Source organism: Paenarthrobacter sp. E2MeOHC11 (genome assembly GCF_058744955.1).
Window position 1 is genome coordinate 666,939 of sequence record NZ_CP196673.1, and the last position, 14,998, is coordinate 681,936.

Consider the following 14,998-nt stretch of genomic DNA (forward strand, 5'->3'; position numbering starts at 1 on the left):
AGAGCGGTGGACCGGATCCTGCGCCGCCTAGTCGGCGTACGGGTCCGCGATACCTACGTACTGGGTGTACAGGTACTCTTCGATGCCTTCGGAACCGCCTTCGCGGCCCAGGCCCGACTGCTTGACGCCACCGAACGGGGCAGCAGCGTTGGAGATCACGCCGGCGTTGAGGCCGAGCATGCCGGTCTCGATCCGCTCGCTGATGCGCAGGCCACGGTTGAGGTCCTTGGTGAAGACGTAGGCAACCAGGCCATATTCGGTGTTGTTGGCCAGGCGAACAGCGTCATCTTCCGTGGAGAACGTGATGATCGGCGCTACCGGTCCAAAGATTTCTTCCCGCAGGATGCGGGCATCAGCTGCGACATTCTTCAGCACGGTGGGCTGGTAGAAGTAGCCGGGACCGTCGACGGCGGCACCACCGGTGACGGCTGTGGCACCTCCTGCTACGGCTTCGGTGACCAACGCGTGAACGCCATCGCGGGCCTTGCCGTCGATCAGCGGGCCAACCTTGGACTCGGCCTCGGTACCGCGGGCCGTGGTCAGCGCACCGATCTTCGCGGCGAACTTCTCCGCGAAGGAGTCGGCGATGGACTCGTGCACAATGAAGCGGTTGGCTGCGGTGCAGGCCTCGCCCATGTTGCGCATCTTCGCGGCGATGGCGCCTTCAACGGCCTTGTCAAGGTCGGCGTCTTCGAAGACCACGAACGGGGCGTTGCCACCGAGCTCCATGGAGGTACGGAGCACCTTGTCGGCGGCTTCACGGATCAGGGCCTGGCCTACCGGGGTGGAGCCAGTGAAGGAGATCTTGCGGAGACGGTCATCCTTGATCAGCGGGCCAGTGACTGCGCCGGCAGTGGAGGTCTGGATGACGTTGAGGACACCGGCGGGGAGGCCGGCTTCCTGCATGACCTGCGCGAAGAGCAGGCTGGTCAGCGGGGTCAGGTTCGCGGGCTTGAGCACCATGGTGCAACCAGCAGCGACGGCGGGGGCTACCTTGCGGGTGGCCATGGCCAGCGGGAAGTTCCACGGGGTGATCAGCAGGCAAGGGCCCACCGGCTTCTTCTGCACGAGGAGGCGGTTCTTGCCATCAGGTGCTGCGGAGTAGCGGCCCGATACGCGGACCGCTTCTTCGGAGAACCAGCGCAGGAACTCGGCGCCGTACGTGACTTCGCCGCGCGCTTCGGCCAGGGGCTTGCCCATTTCCAGGGTCATCAGCAGGGCGAAGTCTTCGGCACGTTCGGTGACGAGCTCGAAGGCACGGCGCAGGATTTCGCCGCGTTCGCGCGGTGCAGTGCGGGCCCAATCGGCCTGGGCGGCAGCAGCGGCGTCGAGGGCCGCGGCGCCGTCTTCAGCACCGGCGTCGGAGATGCTGAGCAGGACCTTGCCCGTGGCCGGGTCTTCAACATCAAAGGTCTTTCCGGATCCGGCCGGGCGCCACTGACCGTTGATCAGCAGGCCGGTGGGGACGGAAGCCAGCAGTTCGCTTTCGCGTTCAACCGTGACAGTCATGGCGACTCCTTCGTCTTGGGTGCTTTGGAGAATTGCACCACTGGGGTTCGTTGCCGGAAGTGGCTTGAATTACTGCCACGGTACTGCCCCGCGAGAAGGAGTGTCTACGCCTTCACGCACTGCCATGCGGACGCCAATTTGTGCAGCTGCACAGCGCGCGTCAGCGTGCTGCAAGCACCGCGGAGTACAGCTCGCGCTTACTGACGCGGGCGTCATCGGCTACCGCAGCCACGGCTTCCTTCAAGCGGATGCCTTGGGAGATGAGTTCGTTCACTGCGGCTACATGGTCCTCGGGCTTACCGGGTTCCTGTTCAGGCGCACCGCCCACCACAACCGCGATTTCGCCGCGGACCTCGTTGCTCTCTGCCCACTCCAGCAGTTCGCGGAGCGTGCCGCGGATGACTTCTTCATAGGTCTTGGTCAATTCACGGCAGACAGCGGCGCGACGCTCGGCGCCAAAACGCTCGTGCAGTGCCCGCAACATGACTTCAAGACGATGTGGGGCCTCGAAGAAGACCATGGTGCGGCGCTCATCGGCCAAATCCACCAGGCGGGAGTTCCGCTCCCCTGATTTGCGTGGCAGGAAGCCTTCAAAGCAGAAGCGGTCCGTTGGCAGGCCGGACAGCGCGAGCGCCGTCAGCACAGCCGAAGGTCCGGGCACCGCTGTAACGGTCAGGCCGGCCGCGACGGCTCCCTCCACCAAGCGGAAACCGGGGTCCGAAACCGCGGGCATCCCGGCGTCGCTGACCATGAGGATGGTCTTTCCGGCGCGCACGTGGTCAAGGAGTTCCCCGGTCTTCGCCACTTCATTATGTTCGTGGTAACTGATGACGCGTCCGGAGACCTCCACGCCCAAGGCCGTGACGAGCCGGTGCAAACGGCGGGTGTCCTCTGCCGCCACTATGTCCGAGGTCGCCAGGAGTTCGATCAAGCGGGAGGAGGCATCCCCCACATTTCCGATGGGGGTGGCCGCCAGCACAATCCGTCCTATGCCCGGGGTTGCGCCGCCGCCGGCGGCAGGAGTCGCCTCGTACACGTCATCGCTGAAGGGAGGCTCGTCCGGGGTGCTGCGTTGTTCGTCCACCTGCCAAGCCTAATGCCGCGCCGTCCTCAACGCCGCACCTCAACGCTGCAGCAAGGATGGAAAGGTAGCATGGGCGGGTGAACCAGTCGCCCGTTCCTGCCACCACTTCCGGAACTCCTGTGGCGTCCCCCGCAACCGCCGGAGCCGGTGACACGGGCGTTGTGGACAGCATCGATCAGCCCGGCGCCCGGACCAGACGGGACGCATCGCGGTCCCGCCTGAGCACGTCTGTGGACGACAACCCGGGCAGTCCCCTGCCGGGCCGGGGGCTGGAACGCCACCCCTGGATCGTCCGGCCAGCCGAGGCCTACACGGCCCAAGCCCTGAGAGAGCGCCTGATCGGCGGGATCCAAAGCTGGCGCGATTACCCGGCCACCTTGCGTTTGTGGTTCTGGCTGATCCCCACCATCACCGCGGTCCTGGGCGGGATTCTCCGCTTCTTCCGGCTGGACGCCCCGCACAGCCTGGTCTTCGATGAGACGTATTACGTCAAGGATGCTTACTCCTACCTGGTGAGCGGCTACGAACGCAGCTGGCCCGCCAATGCCAACGACTCCTTCAATGCCGGCAACCCGAACGTCCTGCTCAACACACCGGAGTATGTGGTCCACCCGCCGGTCGGCAAATGGATGATCACCTTCGGGATGTGGCTGTTCGGCGGAGACAATCCCTTCGGCTGGCGCTTTAGCGCGGCGCTGACGGGGACCCTGACCGTGTTCCTTGTCTCACTCATTGCCCTGAAGCTGTTCCGTTCGCACACCCTCGGCGCCGTTGCCGGGCTCCTGCTCGCCATTGATGGCCACCATTTGGTGCTGTCCCGGACAGCATTGCTGGACGTCTTCCTGGCGTTCTGGATCCTCGCCGCGTTCGGCGCCCTGCTGTTGGACCGCGACGACGGCCGCCGTCGTCTCGCTTCCCGGCTCGCCGCGCAGGCGGCTGCTTCGCCGGGCGGTCGCCCAACACCCACCCAGCTGGTGGCAGGTCCTTGGCTCGGTATGCGCTGGTGGCGTCTGGTTGCCGGGATCTGCATGGGTTTGGCAGTGGGAACCAAATGGTCCGCGCTGTTCTTCGTGGCTGCCTTTGGCCTGATGACTGTGCTGTGGGACCTGAGCGCCCGGCGCATTTCCGGCATCCGCAGTTGGTTCAGTGCCGGCATCATCAAGGACGGGTTGTTGGCGTTCGTGACCATCATTCCGGTCGCCGCCGTCACGTATGCGGCAACCTGGACGGGCTGGTTCCTGTCGAAGGACGCCTACTACCGGCAGTGGGCGGCCACCAATCCCGCACCCGGATGGGATTGGCTGCCCAACTCCGTGCGGTCCCTTGCGCATTACCACCTTGAGGCCTACAAGTTCCACCAAGGACTGAGCTCGGACCACCCCTATGAGTCCAGCCCCTGGACCTGGCTCGTCATGGGCCGGCCTACGTCGTTCTTCTACCAGGCCCCCAAGCAGGGCACCGCGGGCTGCGTCGTTGAAACCTGTTCGTCGGCCATCCTGCCGGTGGGCAACCCGGTGGTGTGGTGGGGCGGGACCATTGCCTTGGTCATCCTGCTGTTCTGGTGGGCGGGCCGCCGGGATTGGCGCGCAGGTGCCATCCTTGCCGGAGTCGCCGCCGGATACCTTCCGTGGTTCATGTACCCGGAACGGACCATGTTCATCTTCTATGCGGTGTCCTTCGAGCCGTTCCTTGTCCTCGGCCTGACGTACGTGCTGGGGTTGGCCCTGGGCCGCAGCAGCGATCCTCCGTGGCGGCGGCGGTCCGGGCTCTACGTGGTGGGCCTGGTGCTGATTTTGGCTGTCCTGGCGACTGCGTTCTTCTATCCGGTGCTGACCGCGGAAGTGATCAGCTACGAAGAATGGCGGATGAGAATGTGGATGCCATCGTGGATCTAGGAGGCAAGCAGTGAGGGAAGCCAGCACAGACCTTCTGGTCGAGGCCGACCCGAACACCAACGTGACGGACCTCCTCCTGGAACGCTGCGCCAAGGACCCGTTCGGCATCCTGTACGCGCACAAGACGGCCAACGGCTGGCTGAACGTCTCCGCGGCCCGGTTCCTGGCCGATGTCACTGCCCTGGCCAAGGGACTGATTGCCGGTGGCCTCAGCCCCGGCGACCCCGTAGCAGTGCTCTCCCGTTCAAGCTTCGAATGGACGCTGGTTGATTTCGCCATTTGGATGGCCGGCGGAGTGACTGTGCCCATCTACGAGACGTCGTCGGCAAGCCAGATCGAGTGGATCCTGGCCGATTCCGGTGCCCGGCGCATCTTTGTCGAGGACATCGCCAAAGCCGATCTCGTGCACGCCGTGGTAAACCGGTCCACGGCGCTCGGGGACGATCCCGTGGCGATCGTGCGGATGGAGCACGACGGCGACGCCCCCAACCTGACCAGCGTCTCCGCCGTCGGAGTCGGCATCATGGACGCAGAGCTGGAGCGCCAGCGCAGTGCCGCAAACCTGGCCGACATCGCCTCGATCGTCTACACCTCCGGAACCACCGGCAAGCCCAAGGGCTGCGAAATAACCCATGGCAACTTTGTCCTGGTGGCACGGAACGTCATCCCGTTCCTCCCCGAACTGCTGATGCAGCAAGGCGCACGGACGCTGATGTTCCTGCCTCTGGCGCACGTCCTTGCCAGGGCGGTCCAGGTGGTTTGCCTCACGGCAGGCATCACACTCGGTCATAGTGCCGGCGCCAGCGGACTCATGGCAGACCTCAGTACGTTCAAGCCCACCTTCCTGCTGGCCGTGCCCCGCATCTTCGAGAAGGTCTACGCCGGCGCCGGCCACAAAGCCGCTATGAGCGGAAAGTCGGCGCTCTTCTCCGCAGCTTCGGCAACCGCTGTGGATTATTCGACGGCGGTGGATCGCGCCTCCCGTGGCCAGGGGCAGGGGCCGGGTTGGCTGCTGGAAATGAAGCATCGTGCGTTCAACAAACTCCTGTATCCCAAGGTGAGGGAGATCTTTGGCGGGAACGTCGGCTACACGGTGTCGGGAGCCAGTCCCCTGAGCCTCCGTGACAACCATTTCTTCCATGGCGCGGGTGTTCCCGTGCTGGAGGGCTACGGACTGACAGAGACCACTGCGCCGTGCACAGTGAACACCCCCAGCATGTCGCGTATCGGTACCGTCGGGATCCCCCTTCCCGGCACCACCGTCCGGGTGGCACACGACGGTGAGGTTCTGGTCAAGGGTATCGGCGTTTTCAAGGGGTATCACCGCAATGAGGCAGCCAACGAGGCTGCGTTTGTTGATGGCTTTTTCCGTACCGGCGACCTCGGCGAACTGGACGACGACGGCTTCCTGACCATCACCGGCCGCAAGAAGGACCTCCTGGTCACTGCAGGTGGCAAGAACGTGGCCCCCGCACCTTTGGAGGAGAAGCTCCGCGAGCACCCTCTGGTGGGCCAGGCAGTGGTGGTGGGCGATGGCCGGCCGTTTATCGGGGCACTGGTGAGCCTGGACGCCGAGGGCCTTGCCGATTGGTGCGCGGAGAACAAGGTGGATGCCTTGTCACTCGAGGACGCAGCCCGGGACGACCGGGTAAACGCCGCCGTGCAGTCGGCGGTGGACGAGGCCAACAAGCTCGTGTCCGCCGCTGAATCGATCAAGAAGTTCGCATTCCTTACGGCTGAGCTCAGCGTCGAATCCGGGCATTTGACGCCTTCGCTCAAACTGAAGCGGGCCGCCGTGGTTGGCGATTTCCCGTCGGTTGTGGAGAAGCTCTACGAAAAGTAGCGGCACCACCTAGACCGCCGCGATACACCACCTAGCACAACCAAATCAGCACCTAATTCGGCCCACATCGCCACCTATTTTGGGCAATGTCCCCCTAGGTGCCGCTGTTGTCCCCCTAGCGTTTTCCTCACGAACCAAACGTTCAAAGGGGAACCCATGGCAGATCCATCACGCATACCACTACCCGCGCTCTACTACTCGCGTGTCCGGTCTACCTTGGTACCGCGAATCGTGGGTTTCACGATGATTGCGCTCGGCCCGGTGCTGTTCGTGCTGATCGTCCTGAAGAACACGCCGGAAGTGCTCTTCGCACCCCTGGTCACCACCGCAGCTGGTTCATTCATCGCCTTCATGACCGTCACGGTCAAGGTCGACCCGCAGAACGTCGTGATCGCCTTCTGCGACATCGTCAAACGAACTCTACCGAGGGATGAAATCGCGACGGTGACCACCGACGAGGCGGCCGGCCCCAGCGGGTACGGGCTCCGATACATGGGGCCCGGCATGGTCGGGTACCTCGTCGGCGGTCCCGAGATCAATATCGAGTTGAAAAACGGCAAGACCGTCATCGCCAGCACAGACCATCCCGGGCGCCTTGTCGATCTCCTGGCCCGCGGGAGTGGTCCCCGGAGAAGCCGGTGCGGCTAGCGCTTAATGTCCGCTGGTTCGTTGCTGACGCTTTCCGCATCATCCGCAGCAGCGTCATCGCCTGAAGCATCGGCTTCGTCAACCGCTGTGCCCGCACCCCGACGCTGCTTGGTGGGCCACGTGAAGATGAACGTCAGCGTCGCTACGAGGAACACCAGGGCACCAATGACGATGCCCGCGTCGATCCAGAACTGTCCCGGGAAGAGCCGGATGAGGGTGTCCTCCAGCGAGAACGTCCACGTGCCGTTGGCGAAGAAGATTCGGTGGAACTCGGTGAAGAACTGTTGCCAGCTCAGTGCTGCCAGGACAGCGAGGCCAATGATGATGACCAGGGTGACGATGGAGCCTGCAAAGAGGCCGCGACGGATCCCGCCGTTACTGCGCTTACGCAGGTACAGGATGGCGATGATGCTGAGGATGATGAGCAGCAGGCCGGCACCGAAGGACGACAATATGACCAGCTTGACGTCGGCCATGTGCGCCACTTCGCTGTCCTTGAACAGCTTGGCACCGTCCTGGTTGACCAAGCCACCCAAGTACCGCGGACCGGCCCAGTTGCTCAGGTAATCCACGGCGTACGAGCCGTACGTCATGCGGTCGTCAGTGCTGAAACCGTAGCCGTCTCCGGGAAAACCAGGGCGGTTGTACTCCACCCACAGGAACAGGGGGCTGGTGACCGCCCGGACGGCGAGCACCAGGAGGATCACCGGATAGAAGACGGCCAACAGCACCTGGAAAACCCGTGGGCCGATCGGTTTCACCTTGGCGGCTTGCTCCCGCTCTGCGTTGCGTCGGGCCACCTCGTCTTCCGGCGGACGGACCTGAAGGGCCGACGTCGGCAAGGGTTCCGAATAGTGCGACGGCTGTTTGTCAGTGGAGCCACCAGCGAGCGTGTCAGCGAACAGCGGAGGTTCCGGCTCGGCGTCGGCCGCTTCTGCAGCCTTACGGTCGGCGCGGCTTTCGGGCTGACCGCTGGCGGGCGTCTCAGTTTCCGGCGTCGCGGTCGTGGCCGGCGTGGCGGTGGTGGCCGGCGTCGCTGTAGTAGCAGGAGCTGCGCCGGAAGCAGTGCCGGAGGCCTTCGGCTTCATCCAGTCGAAGGCCGGTTCGTTGGGGTCCTCATGGACGTCCGTGTCCGGTTCTTGTGGTTTCTGGCTCTTGTCGCTCACAGCGGGTTTCACTTCCGTAGGCATCCACCGGCGATTGGGGTGCTGCCGGCTCTCTTGTCTGCATTCGAGCCTACCGCCCGGCTTTACACAGACACGCGGTGCCACCCCGGCTGCGACCAGATCGAAACGTAACTGTAAGGTCTACGCGGCGATGCTGCGATACCCGGCGTCGTGGGCATCCAGGTCACCGGTGACACCGGCGCGGGCTGCCCGCCCACCGAGGACCAGGGTGTAGACCCAATAACCAGCCAAAACCAGCGCGCCAATGGTGATCTTGGCCCACACAGGCAACGCACTCGGCGTCACGAAGCCCTCCACTATCCCGGAAATGAGCAGGACGAGCACCAACCCGAGGGCAACTGTCATCAAAGACCGTCCTTCATCGGCCACAGCCTGGAGCCGCGTCCTGGGACCGGGCCGCACCATGGCCCAGAAAATCTTGAGCCCCGCCGCGCAGGCAATGAACACCGCGGTGAGTTCCATCAGGCCGTGCGGAAGGATGTAGCTGAAGAAGATATCCATCTTTCCCGTTGCCAGGAAAAGCCCTGCGGCGACTCCCAGGCTTTGTGCGTTCATGAACAGGATGAACGGCACCCAGAACCCGGTGACTCCAAACGCCACGGCCTGGGCGGAAATCCAGGCGTTGTTCGTCCACACAGCGCCTGCGAACGAGGCAGCGGGATTCTCCGAGTAGTAGTCAATGAAGTCCTCCTCCACGTACTGCTGCACTTTTGCGTCACTGGCTACGGCCCTCAACGCATCCGGTGACGTGCCGATCCACAGGGCATAGGCGCCCGCTACCAGCACGAAGGCAAGCCCGCACCAGAGGGTGAGCCAGCGGATTCGGTAGAACGCCGCGGGCAAGGAAATAACGAAGAACCGTGCCAGGTCCTCCATGAAGTTCGAGCGCGCGCCCGTGAACCGTGTCCTGGCCTGCGCCAGTGCAGCAGACAGTGATGCCGACAAGCCGCTCTCCGGGGCCACGGAGCGAATCAGGGACAGATGTCCGGACACCGTTTGGTACAGCCTCAGCAGTTCATCCGCTTCGGCTCCCGTGAGCCGGCGCTTGTGCGCAAGGAAATGAAGCCGGGACCACTTGTCCCCCTGCACGGCCGAGAAGGCGTCAATGTCCACGGCACCACCCTAGCGCCTGTGCCACCCACCGGGTCAGTGCCGCAGCTAGACTCATTGGTGCGGGCACGCCGTGGGCCCGCCGCGTTTGCGAAGCATGGGGGCGGGCATGAGTTCAATCATCACCGGCGAGGCAGTGGTCCTGGAGTTGCGCCCGGCCTCCTTCGCTGCCCGTGCACTGGGGCTCATCCTTGATGTCATCTCCCAGGTCATCCTCGCGATACTGCTCATCATCCTCATCGGCGCCGCCTCCCAGGACCTCGATGACGCCGCCATCCAGGCATTGGTCCTCAGCAGCATCGTATTCTCTGTCGTGATCGTGCCCGTCGCTGTGGAGACCCTCACCCGCGGACGGTCCCTGGGAAAACTCGCCACAGGACTTCGCATCGTTCGCGACGACGGCGGGTCCATCCGATTCCGCCACGCCCTCATCCGTGGCCTCCTCGGCTTCCTGGAGATCTACATGACGTTCGGTGGCCTGGCCATCGGAGTAGCGCTTTTCAACGACAAGTCCAAGCGCCTGGGCGACATCGTCGCCGGCACTTACTCGCTCCGTCAGCGTGTTCCCTCCAAGCCACGGATCATGCCCGTGGCACCCCACTACCTTCAGGCCTGGGTAGCCATGGCTGACATCGGCAGGGTCCCCGACGCCACCGCGCGCAGGGCAGGAACGTTTGTGCAGCAGGCGTACCTCATGGCCCCGGCATCGCGCGTGAACATGGCGGCATCCCTGGCGTCCGAACTCGCAAGATACGTCGCCCCTCCCCCTCCCCCAGGCACCATCCCCGAGGACTACATCGGGGCAGTCCTCGGGGAACGGCGCAACCGCGAACTCGCCCGCCTGCGCCAAGCGGAGCAGCGGAATGCGACCGTCGGGGAACGACTCAGGAAGCTGCCGTTCAGCCACGAGTCCTAGCTCTGGTGCGGCTGCTACCAGCCAAAATCACCACTGGGCCGGTCTGGTAAGTCGTGGGGGTAGGAGGGTTGTGGCATCGCCTTCGGCGGCGTTGATTTGCGGTTGGGTGAGGTATAGGGCCTTGGAGAGGTCTGTGCCGTGGAGTTGCGCTCCGCGAAGATCTGCTCCCAGAAGGTCAACGGCTGTGAGGTCGCTGTTCCTGAGGTTTGCTCCGATCAGGTAGGCACTGCGGAGGTCTGCTCCGCAGAGACGCCGGTTGGCAAGATTGGCTCCCATGAGGTCTCTGCTGCCCAGGTCCGCGCTGGCCGATTCACCATCCCGGTGAGGGCCGCCGTCGAACGTCTGCTTGTCCTCGGCACCGTAGGAGGCGCGCAGTTCTTCGCTGACCTCCATCAGGAGGGTCCGCACCTCTCCATGCAAGGTTTCGACGTCGGTGGCCAGCACCGCGGGGGCGTTGCCTTGGGCGATGGTTGCTATGTCCCCGGACAAGTGATCCGCTGCCGATGCGAGGTCCGGATCGAAGGTTCGTTGACTGGCTTCGGCCAAGTACCAGAGCATCTCGTGAAGTTGCCTGACTACTTTGAATACGGCGAACATCGAGGACCTTGATGCGGGGTCTTGAGTCCAACTGGTGCCCGAGAAGGTGTGCTGGGAAACCACCTGGCCCGCGCCGAAGCAATCAAAAACCGTGCAGCCGCGGAACCCCCGCGACACCAGGCGTTGATGGATCGAGCAGGAAAAATCGTCCGCCATGTTCGGGCATGCCGTGGCCGCTGGCTTGTCGATGGCGAAGTCAGCCGAGCGGGCGAATCCCAGAGCGGTGCAGCAAAGCGCAAAGCAACTGCCGCAGTCCGGGCGAAGGGTTGGTGAAAGAGTCATGGGTGCTCCAAAGGGTGAAAAGGGGTCCGGTGGAAGGAGCCGGGGAACCCGCAAACGGGTTCCCCGCAGGGACACCCGGAATCACCACTGAGGGCAGCACGAAATGGAGGGCCAACGCATGGTCGGCACGTGAAGTGTGGGTCAAAGAGCGCAGGAAATAATCACTGCGACAATCCTAGCCTCGGGACTACCGCTGGGCGTAGCTCGCCCACGGGATGTTCCAGTCCCCGAAGCCTTCCAATGGTTCCACCGCAGGAGCCCCGGTGTTCAGGATCTGGACAACATCGCCGGTCTTCATGTTGTTGAAGAACCACGCGGCATCGTCCGGCAGCAGGCCGACGCATCCATGCGAGACGTTGACCCGGCCAATGGCCCCCCAAGCGGATTCAAGGGCTTGGTGGACATAGACGCCGGACCACGTCAGGCGGTTGGCATAATCCACCACCATCGGCGCATAGTAGCCCTTGTCCCCCGGCTTGAGGCCGATACTGCCGGCGTTGAAGTTGGATTTGCGCTCCTGCTCCAGGATCACGGCATAGCCCGTGGGAGAAAGCCAGTCTTCGCCACCCAGGGATACTGGAGCGGTGTGGACCAGTTGTCCGTCGGAGTACACGTTCATGGTCTTGGTGGTGTCATCCACCACAGCCACGCGCTGGGGGCCGGTGGTGAACGTGGAAACCACATCCGCGTTGCCGATCATCTTGTTTCCGAAGTCGACGCCCAGGAGTTTCATGTCGACGGTGACGGTGGTACCCGAAGCCCAGAAAGCTTCAGGGCGGATCCGCACCTTCTTATCGGAGTACCAATGCCAGGCCACAGGTTGGCCGGAGGAAACGGTGATGGCAACCCGCTTCTCCATGGCCGCCTTGTCCACCACCGGCTCACTGAAGTTGATCTCGATGGGCTGCCCGGAACCTGCTGTAGTGCCGTTGCGGGGGTAAACGGACGCGTCGGCCTCATAGGCCGCGGAAACCGTAGTAAAAGTCTGGGTCTTTTTGGTTTCCTTCCCGGCGGTATCCACCACGGTGAAGGAATAGCTGTACTGGGTCTTGAACTTCAGGACTTCCACGGTGGACCACGTGGTCCCGTCCGGACTGATCTTGCCCTGCACTGGCACACCACCATCGGCTGGTGCCAGCACCACGTCCTTGACCTTGCCGTTGACCGCCTTGATCTGTGGGCCCACCACGGGGTTCCACTCAATCGCTCCGTCCAGCGGCGTGATGCCCAACTCCACGGGTTTGGCCTCCACCGTGGGAGTCGGCGACGGCGCGGCCCCACCAAGCTGGGTACCACCGGCCAGCAGCCCGGGCACCGTTGCGACTCCAATTCCGCCCACGGCAATAGCGGCGCAGATCCCTACGATGGCAAGGATCTTGCCCGTTTTCCGTTTGGCGACTTCCGTCATGGTTCCCGTCTTCCTGTCCCCCGGCAAGCAATACTGAACACCCAATTCTAGCCGAAAGGCCGGCCACGCTGGTCGCGTGTCCGGCCTTTCGCCATCGATTTGGGTGACGCAGCGTTGCTTAGTAGCGGTAGTGCTCCGGCTTGTAAGGTCCGGCAACGTCAAGGTCCAAGTAATCCGCCTGGTCCTTGCTCAGTTCGGTCAGTTCCACGCCCAGTGCGTCCAGGTGCAGTCGTGCGACCTTCTCGTCCAGGATCTTGGGAAGCACATAAACCTGCTTGCCGTATTCGCGTTCGCCCGCGGGCTGGTCCTTCTTGGTCCAGAGTTCGATCTGCGCGATCGTCTGGTTGGCGAAGGAGTTGCTCATCACGAAGGACGGGTGGCCCGTGGCGTTGCCCAGGTTCAGCAACCGGCCCTCGGACAAGACGATGATGGACCGCTCCGAGCCCGTGCCGGCCTCGAAGACCCACTCGTGGACCTGTGGTTTGATCTCCACTTTCTTGACACCGGGAATCTTTGCGAGCCCGGCAATGTCGATCTCGTTATCGAAGTGCCCGATGTTGCCAACGATCGCTTTGTTCTTCATGCCCAGCATGTGCTCGGCCATGATGACGTCCTTGTTGCCCGTGGTGGTGATGAAGATGTCACCTTGTGCGAGGACCGATTCAAGCTTGGCCACCTGGTAACCGTCCATCGCGGCCTGCAAGGCGCAAATGGGGTCGATTTCGGTAACGATGACGCGCGAGCCCTGGCCGCGCAGTGCCTCCGCTGCGCCCTTGCCCACATCGCCATAACCGCACACGACGGCCACTTTGCCGCCCATGAGGACGTCCGTGGCACGGTTGATGCCGTCCGGCAGGGAGTGGCGAATGCCGTATTTGTTGTCGAACTTGCTCTTGGTGACGGAGTCGTTGACGTTGATGGCCGGGAAGAGCAGCTTGCCCTGCTCGGCGAGCTGGTAGAGGCGGTGCACACCGGTAGTGGTTTCCTCGGTGACGCCCTCGATGCGGGCAGCCAGGCGCGTCCACTTCTGCGGATCGGCAGCGAGGGTCCGGCGGAGGAGGTCCAGGATGAGGACGTATTCCTCGGGATCTTCTTCCGTCGCGGTGGGCACTGCTCCTGCGGCTTCGAATTCGACGCCCTTGTGCAGCAGCAGCGTGGCGTCGCCGCCGTCGTCGAGAATCATGTTGGGGCCGAGCTCCGGATTGGTCTCAGCGCCCGGCCACGTGAGGATCTGCTCGGCAGTCCACCAGTACTCCTCCAGCGTTTCGCCCTTCCAAGCGAAGACGGGAACACCCTGGGGGTTTTCCGGCGTACCTTTGCCGACCACGACGGCGGCAGCAGCTTCATCCTGGGTGGAGAAGATGTTGCACGAAGCCCAGCGGACATCAGCACCCAGTGCGGTGAGGGTCTCGATGAGGACGGCAGTCTGGACCGTCATGTGCAGGGAACCCGCGATCCTCGCACCCTTGAGCGGCTGAGAGGCGCCAAACTCAGCCCGAAGGGACATGAGGCCCGGCATTTCATGCTCGGCAAGGCGGATCTGGTGGCGGCCTGCCTCCGCAAGGGTAATGTCAGCCACTTTGAAGTCAAAAGTCATGGAAATCCTTAGGGGTACCGTGCGGTTTTGATGAAGAAGAAAGTGCGCTTATGCCTTGGAATCGTGCTGGCCGGAGGTGGCAGCATTGGCCGCGGCAAGCAGCTCCGGAGGCAGGAGCAGCGGGATGCCATCCTCAATCGCGTAGCGGAGCTTTTCACCGTCCGCTGCGGCGGAGGTGGAGACCAGCTCCTCGCCCTCCTGGACCAACGCTGAACCCGTCACGGGGCAGCGCAGGATGGACAACAGTTCAGGACTGACCTTTGGCATGAATGATGCTCCCTGGGTGGCGCCTGCATGGCGCCGCTGGCGGACTTATCTGCAGATTCCAGACTACCGCGCAGGATCAGCCGGTTTGGAGCACGGCGACGAATTGCGTCCCGACGCCAGGATCCGGCAAAGAGGACTGCCCGTCAGGACGGTTCGCGGAGGATTCGCAGGTGGCCGCGACGAGTTCCTTCGACGCCGGCGGGCGGTTCCATCTGCGCGTGGTTATGCCGGGCAGGCGACTCAGGTGCTGCCGAGGCTGCCTCGCGGACGGCGTTGGCAAGGGCCAGCAGGTCATCAGGGCCGGGCTCGGGCGGGTTTGCGGGCATCGCCAGGCGCAGGACTTCCCAGCCCCGTGGAACCGTCAGGCTTCCGGCGTGCTGGGAGCAGAGGTCGTAGGCGTGCGGTTCGGCATACGTCGCGAGAGGACCCAGGACGGCGGTCGACTCGGCGTACACGTACGTCAAAGTGGCCACCGCGGACTGGCGGCAGGCTGATCTTGAACATTGACGAATAGCACCCACAACATCCCAGATTAGCGCCAATTGGCACCTGCACTGCGCATTGGGGCCCCCGCGCCCTCCACGGACACCGATGAGTGCCACCAGCTCCGGCGCGGTGCATGCCATGATGTCGCGCTGGCGGTTCCTCGGTACTA

13 protein-coding genes are annotated in these 14,998 nt (G+C 63.6%); 4 read left to right on the plus strand and 9 right to left on the minus strand.

All coding sequences use genetic code 11. The annotated features are described in order from the left end of the window. Positions 1-27: 27 nt before the first annotated feature. The gene (locus ACSSVG_RS02915) at positions 28-1,509 is read right to left on the minus strand and encodes an NAD-dependent succinate-semialdehyde dehydrogenase (protein ID WP_231338721.1); all 1,482 of its coding nucleotides are present in this window, start codon (positions 1,507-1,509) and stop codon (positions 28-30) included. 160 nt (positions 1,510-1,669) lie between these two features. After that, entirely contained in the window at positions 1,670-2,545 is an 876-nt protein-coding gene (rsmI, locus tag ACSSVG_RS02920) for a 16S rRNA (cytidine(1402)-2'-O)-methyltransferase (RefSeq protein WP_492419124.1), read from the minus strand. Positions 2,546-2,670: 125 nt separating this feature from the next. Here rsmI and ACSSVG_RS02925 point away from each other — a divergent pair, with 125 nt between their 5' ends. The 3 genes from ACSSVG_RS02925 to ACSSVG_RS02935 all read left to right on the plus strand — a co-directional run bounded on the left by ACSSVG_RS02925 (position 2,671) and on the right by ACSSVG_RS02935 (position 6,979). Further along, a complete protein-coding gene (locus ACSSVG_RS02925; protein ID WP_492417183.1) occupies positions 2,671-4,488 on the plus strand; it encodes a dolichyl-phosphate-mannose--protein mannosyltransferase in 1,818 nt (605 codons plus the stop codon). A gap of 10 nt (positions 4,489-4,498) precedes the next feature. Next, the gene (locus tag ACSSVG_RS02930; protein WP_492417184.1) at positions 4,499-6,331 is read left to right on the plus strand and encodes an AMP-dependent synthetase/ligase; all 1,833 of its coding nucleotides are present in this window, start codon (positions 4,499-4,501) and stop codon (positions 6,329-6,331) included. Between the two features lie 156 nt (positions 6,332-6,487). Continuing rightward, complete coding sequence (locus tag ACSSVG_RS02935; protein ID WP_492417185.1) at positions 6,488-6,979, plus strand: hypothetical protein; 492 nt, start codon at positions 6,488-6,490, stop codon at positions 6,977-6,979. On the opposite strand, the gene ACSSVG_RS02940 is transcribed toward ACSSVG_RS02935, so the two are convergent. Next, positions 6,976-8,145: a TIGR01906 family membrane protein gene (locus ACSSVG_RS02940; protein WP_492417186.1), complete on the minus strand. Its 1,170-nt coding sequence runs from the start codon at positions 8,143-8,145 to the stop codon at positions 6,976-6,978. The genes ACSSVG_RS02935 and ACSSVG_RS02940 overlap by 4 nt on opposite strands. A 141-nt stretch (positions 8,146-8,286) precedes the next feature. Further along, positions 8,287-9,279, minus strand: a complete 993-nt coding sequence (locus ACSSVG_RS02945; RefSeq protein ID WP_231338726.1) for a stage II sporulation protein M — start codon at positions 9,277-9,279, stop codon at positions 8,287-8,289. 106 nt (positions 9,280-9,385) lie between these two features. Here ACSSVG_RS02945 and ACSSVG_RS02950 point away from each other — a divergent pair, with 106 nt between their 5' ends. Continuing rightward, complete coding sequence (locus tag ACSSVG_RS02950; RefSeq protein WP_231338727.1) at positions 9,386-10,192, plus strand: RDD family protein; 807 nt, start codon at positions 9,386-9,388, stop codon at positions 10,190-10,192. Between the two features lie 27 nt (positions 10,193-10,219). Here the strand turns inward: ACSSVG_RS02950 and ACSSVG_RS02955 are convergent, their stop codons facing one another. From ACSSVG_RS02955 to ACSSVG_RS02975, 5 genes are all read right to left on the minus strand, one after another. Next, positions 10,220-11,071 (minus strand): pentapeptide repeat-containing protein, encoded by an 852-nt coding sequence (locus ACSSVG_RS02955; RefSeq protein ID WP_492417187.1) that lies wholly within the window; start codon positions 11,069-11,071, stop codon positions 10,220-10,222. Positions 11,072-11,258: 187 nt separating this feature from the next. Further along, positions 11,259-12,479 (minus strand): L,D-transpeptidase, encoded by a 1,221-nt coding sequence (locus tag ACSSVG_RS02960; RefSeq protein WP_231338729.1) that lies wholly within the window; start codon positions 12,477-12,479, stop codon positions 11,259-11,261. A 118-nt stretch (positions 12,480-12,597) separates the two neighbouring features. Next, positions 12,598-14,076 carry an adenosylhomocysteinase gene (gene ahcY / locus ACSSVG_RS02965; protein ID WP_492417188.1) on the minus strand — a complete coding sequence of 493 codons (1,479 nt, stop codon included), beginning with the start codon at positions 14,074-14,076 and terminating at the stop codon, positions 12,598-12,600. A 48-nt stretch (positions 14,077-14,124) separates the two neighbouring features. Further along, on the minus strand, positions 14,125-14,343 hold the full coding sequence (locus ACSSVG_RS02970) for a Trm112 family protein (RefSeq protein ID WP_159697912.1): 219 nt from the start codon (positions 14,341-14,343) through the stop codon (positions 14,125-14,127). A 143-nt stretch (positions 14,344-14,486) separates the two neighbouring features. Then, the gene (locus tag ACSSVG_RS02975) at positions 14,487-14,864 is read right to left on the minus strand and encodes a DUF3499 domain-containing protein (protein WP_231338731.1); all 378 of its coding nucleotides are present in this window, start codon (positions 14,862-14,864) and stop codon (positions 14,487-14,489) included. Positions 14,865-14,998: the final 134 nt, after the last annotated feature.

Excerpts from the sequence above, each read along its gene's own strand:
- ACSSVG_RS02915 (WP_231338721.1), bottom strand. The coding sequence starts at position 1,509 with ATGACTGTCACGGTTGAACGCGAAAGCGAACTGCTGGCTTCCGTCCCC.
- ACSSVG_RS02935 (WP_492417185.1), top strand. The coding sequence starts at position 6,488 with ATGGCAGATCCATCACGCATACCACTACCCGCGCTCTACTACTCGCGT.
- ACSSVG_RS02950 (WP_231338727.1), top strand. The coding sequence starts at position 9,386 with ATGAGTTCAATCATCACCGGCGAGGCAGTGGTCCTGGAGTTGCGCCCG.
- ACSSVG_RS02955 (WP_492417187.1), bottom strand. The coding sequence starts at position 11,071 with ATGACTCTTTCACCAACCCTTCGCCCGGACTGCGGCAGTTGCTTTGCG.
- ACSSVG_RS02960 (WP_231338729.1), bottom strand. The coding sequence starts at position 12,479 with ATGACGGAAGTCGCCAAACGGAAAACGGGCAAGATCCTTGCCATCGTA.
- ahcY (WP_492417188.1), bottom strand. The coding sequence starts at position 14,076 with ATGACTTTTGACTTCAAAGTGGCTGACATTACCCTTGCGGAGGCAGGC.
- ACSSVG_RS02970 (WP_159697912.1), bottom strand. The coding sequence starts at position 14,343 with ATGCCAAAGGTCAGTCCTGAACTGTTGTCCATCCTGCGCTGCCCCGTG.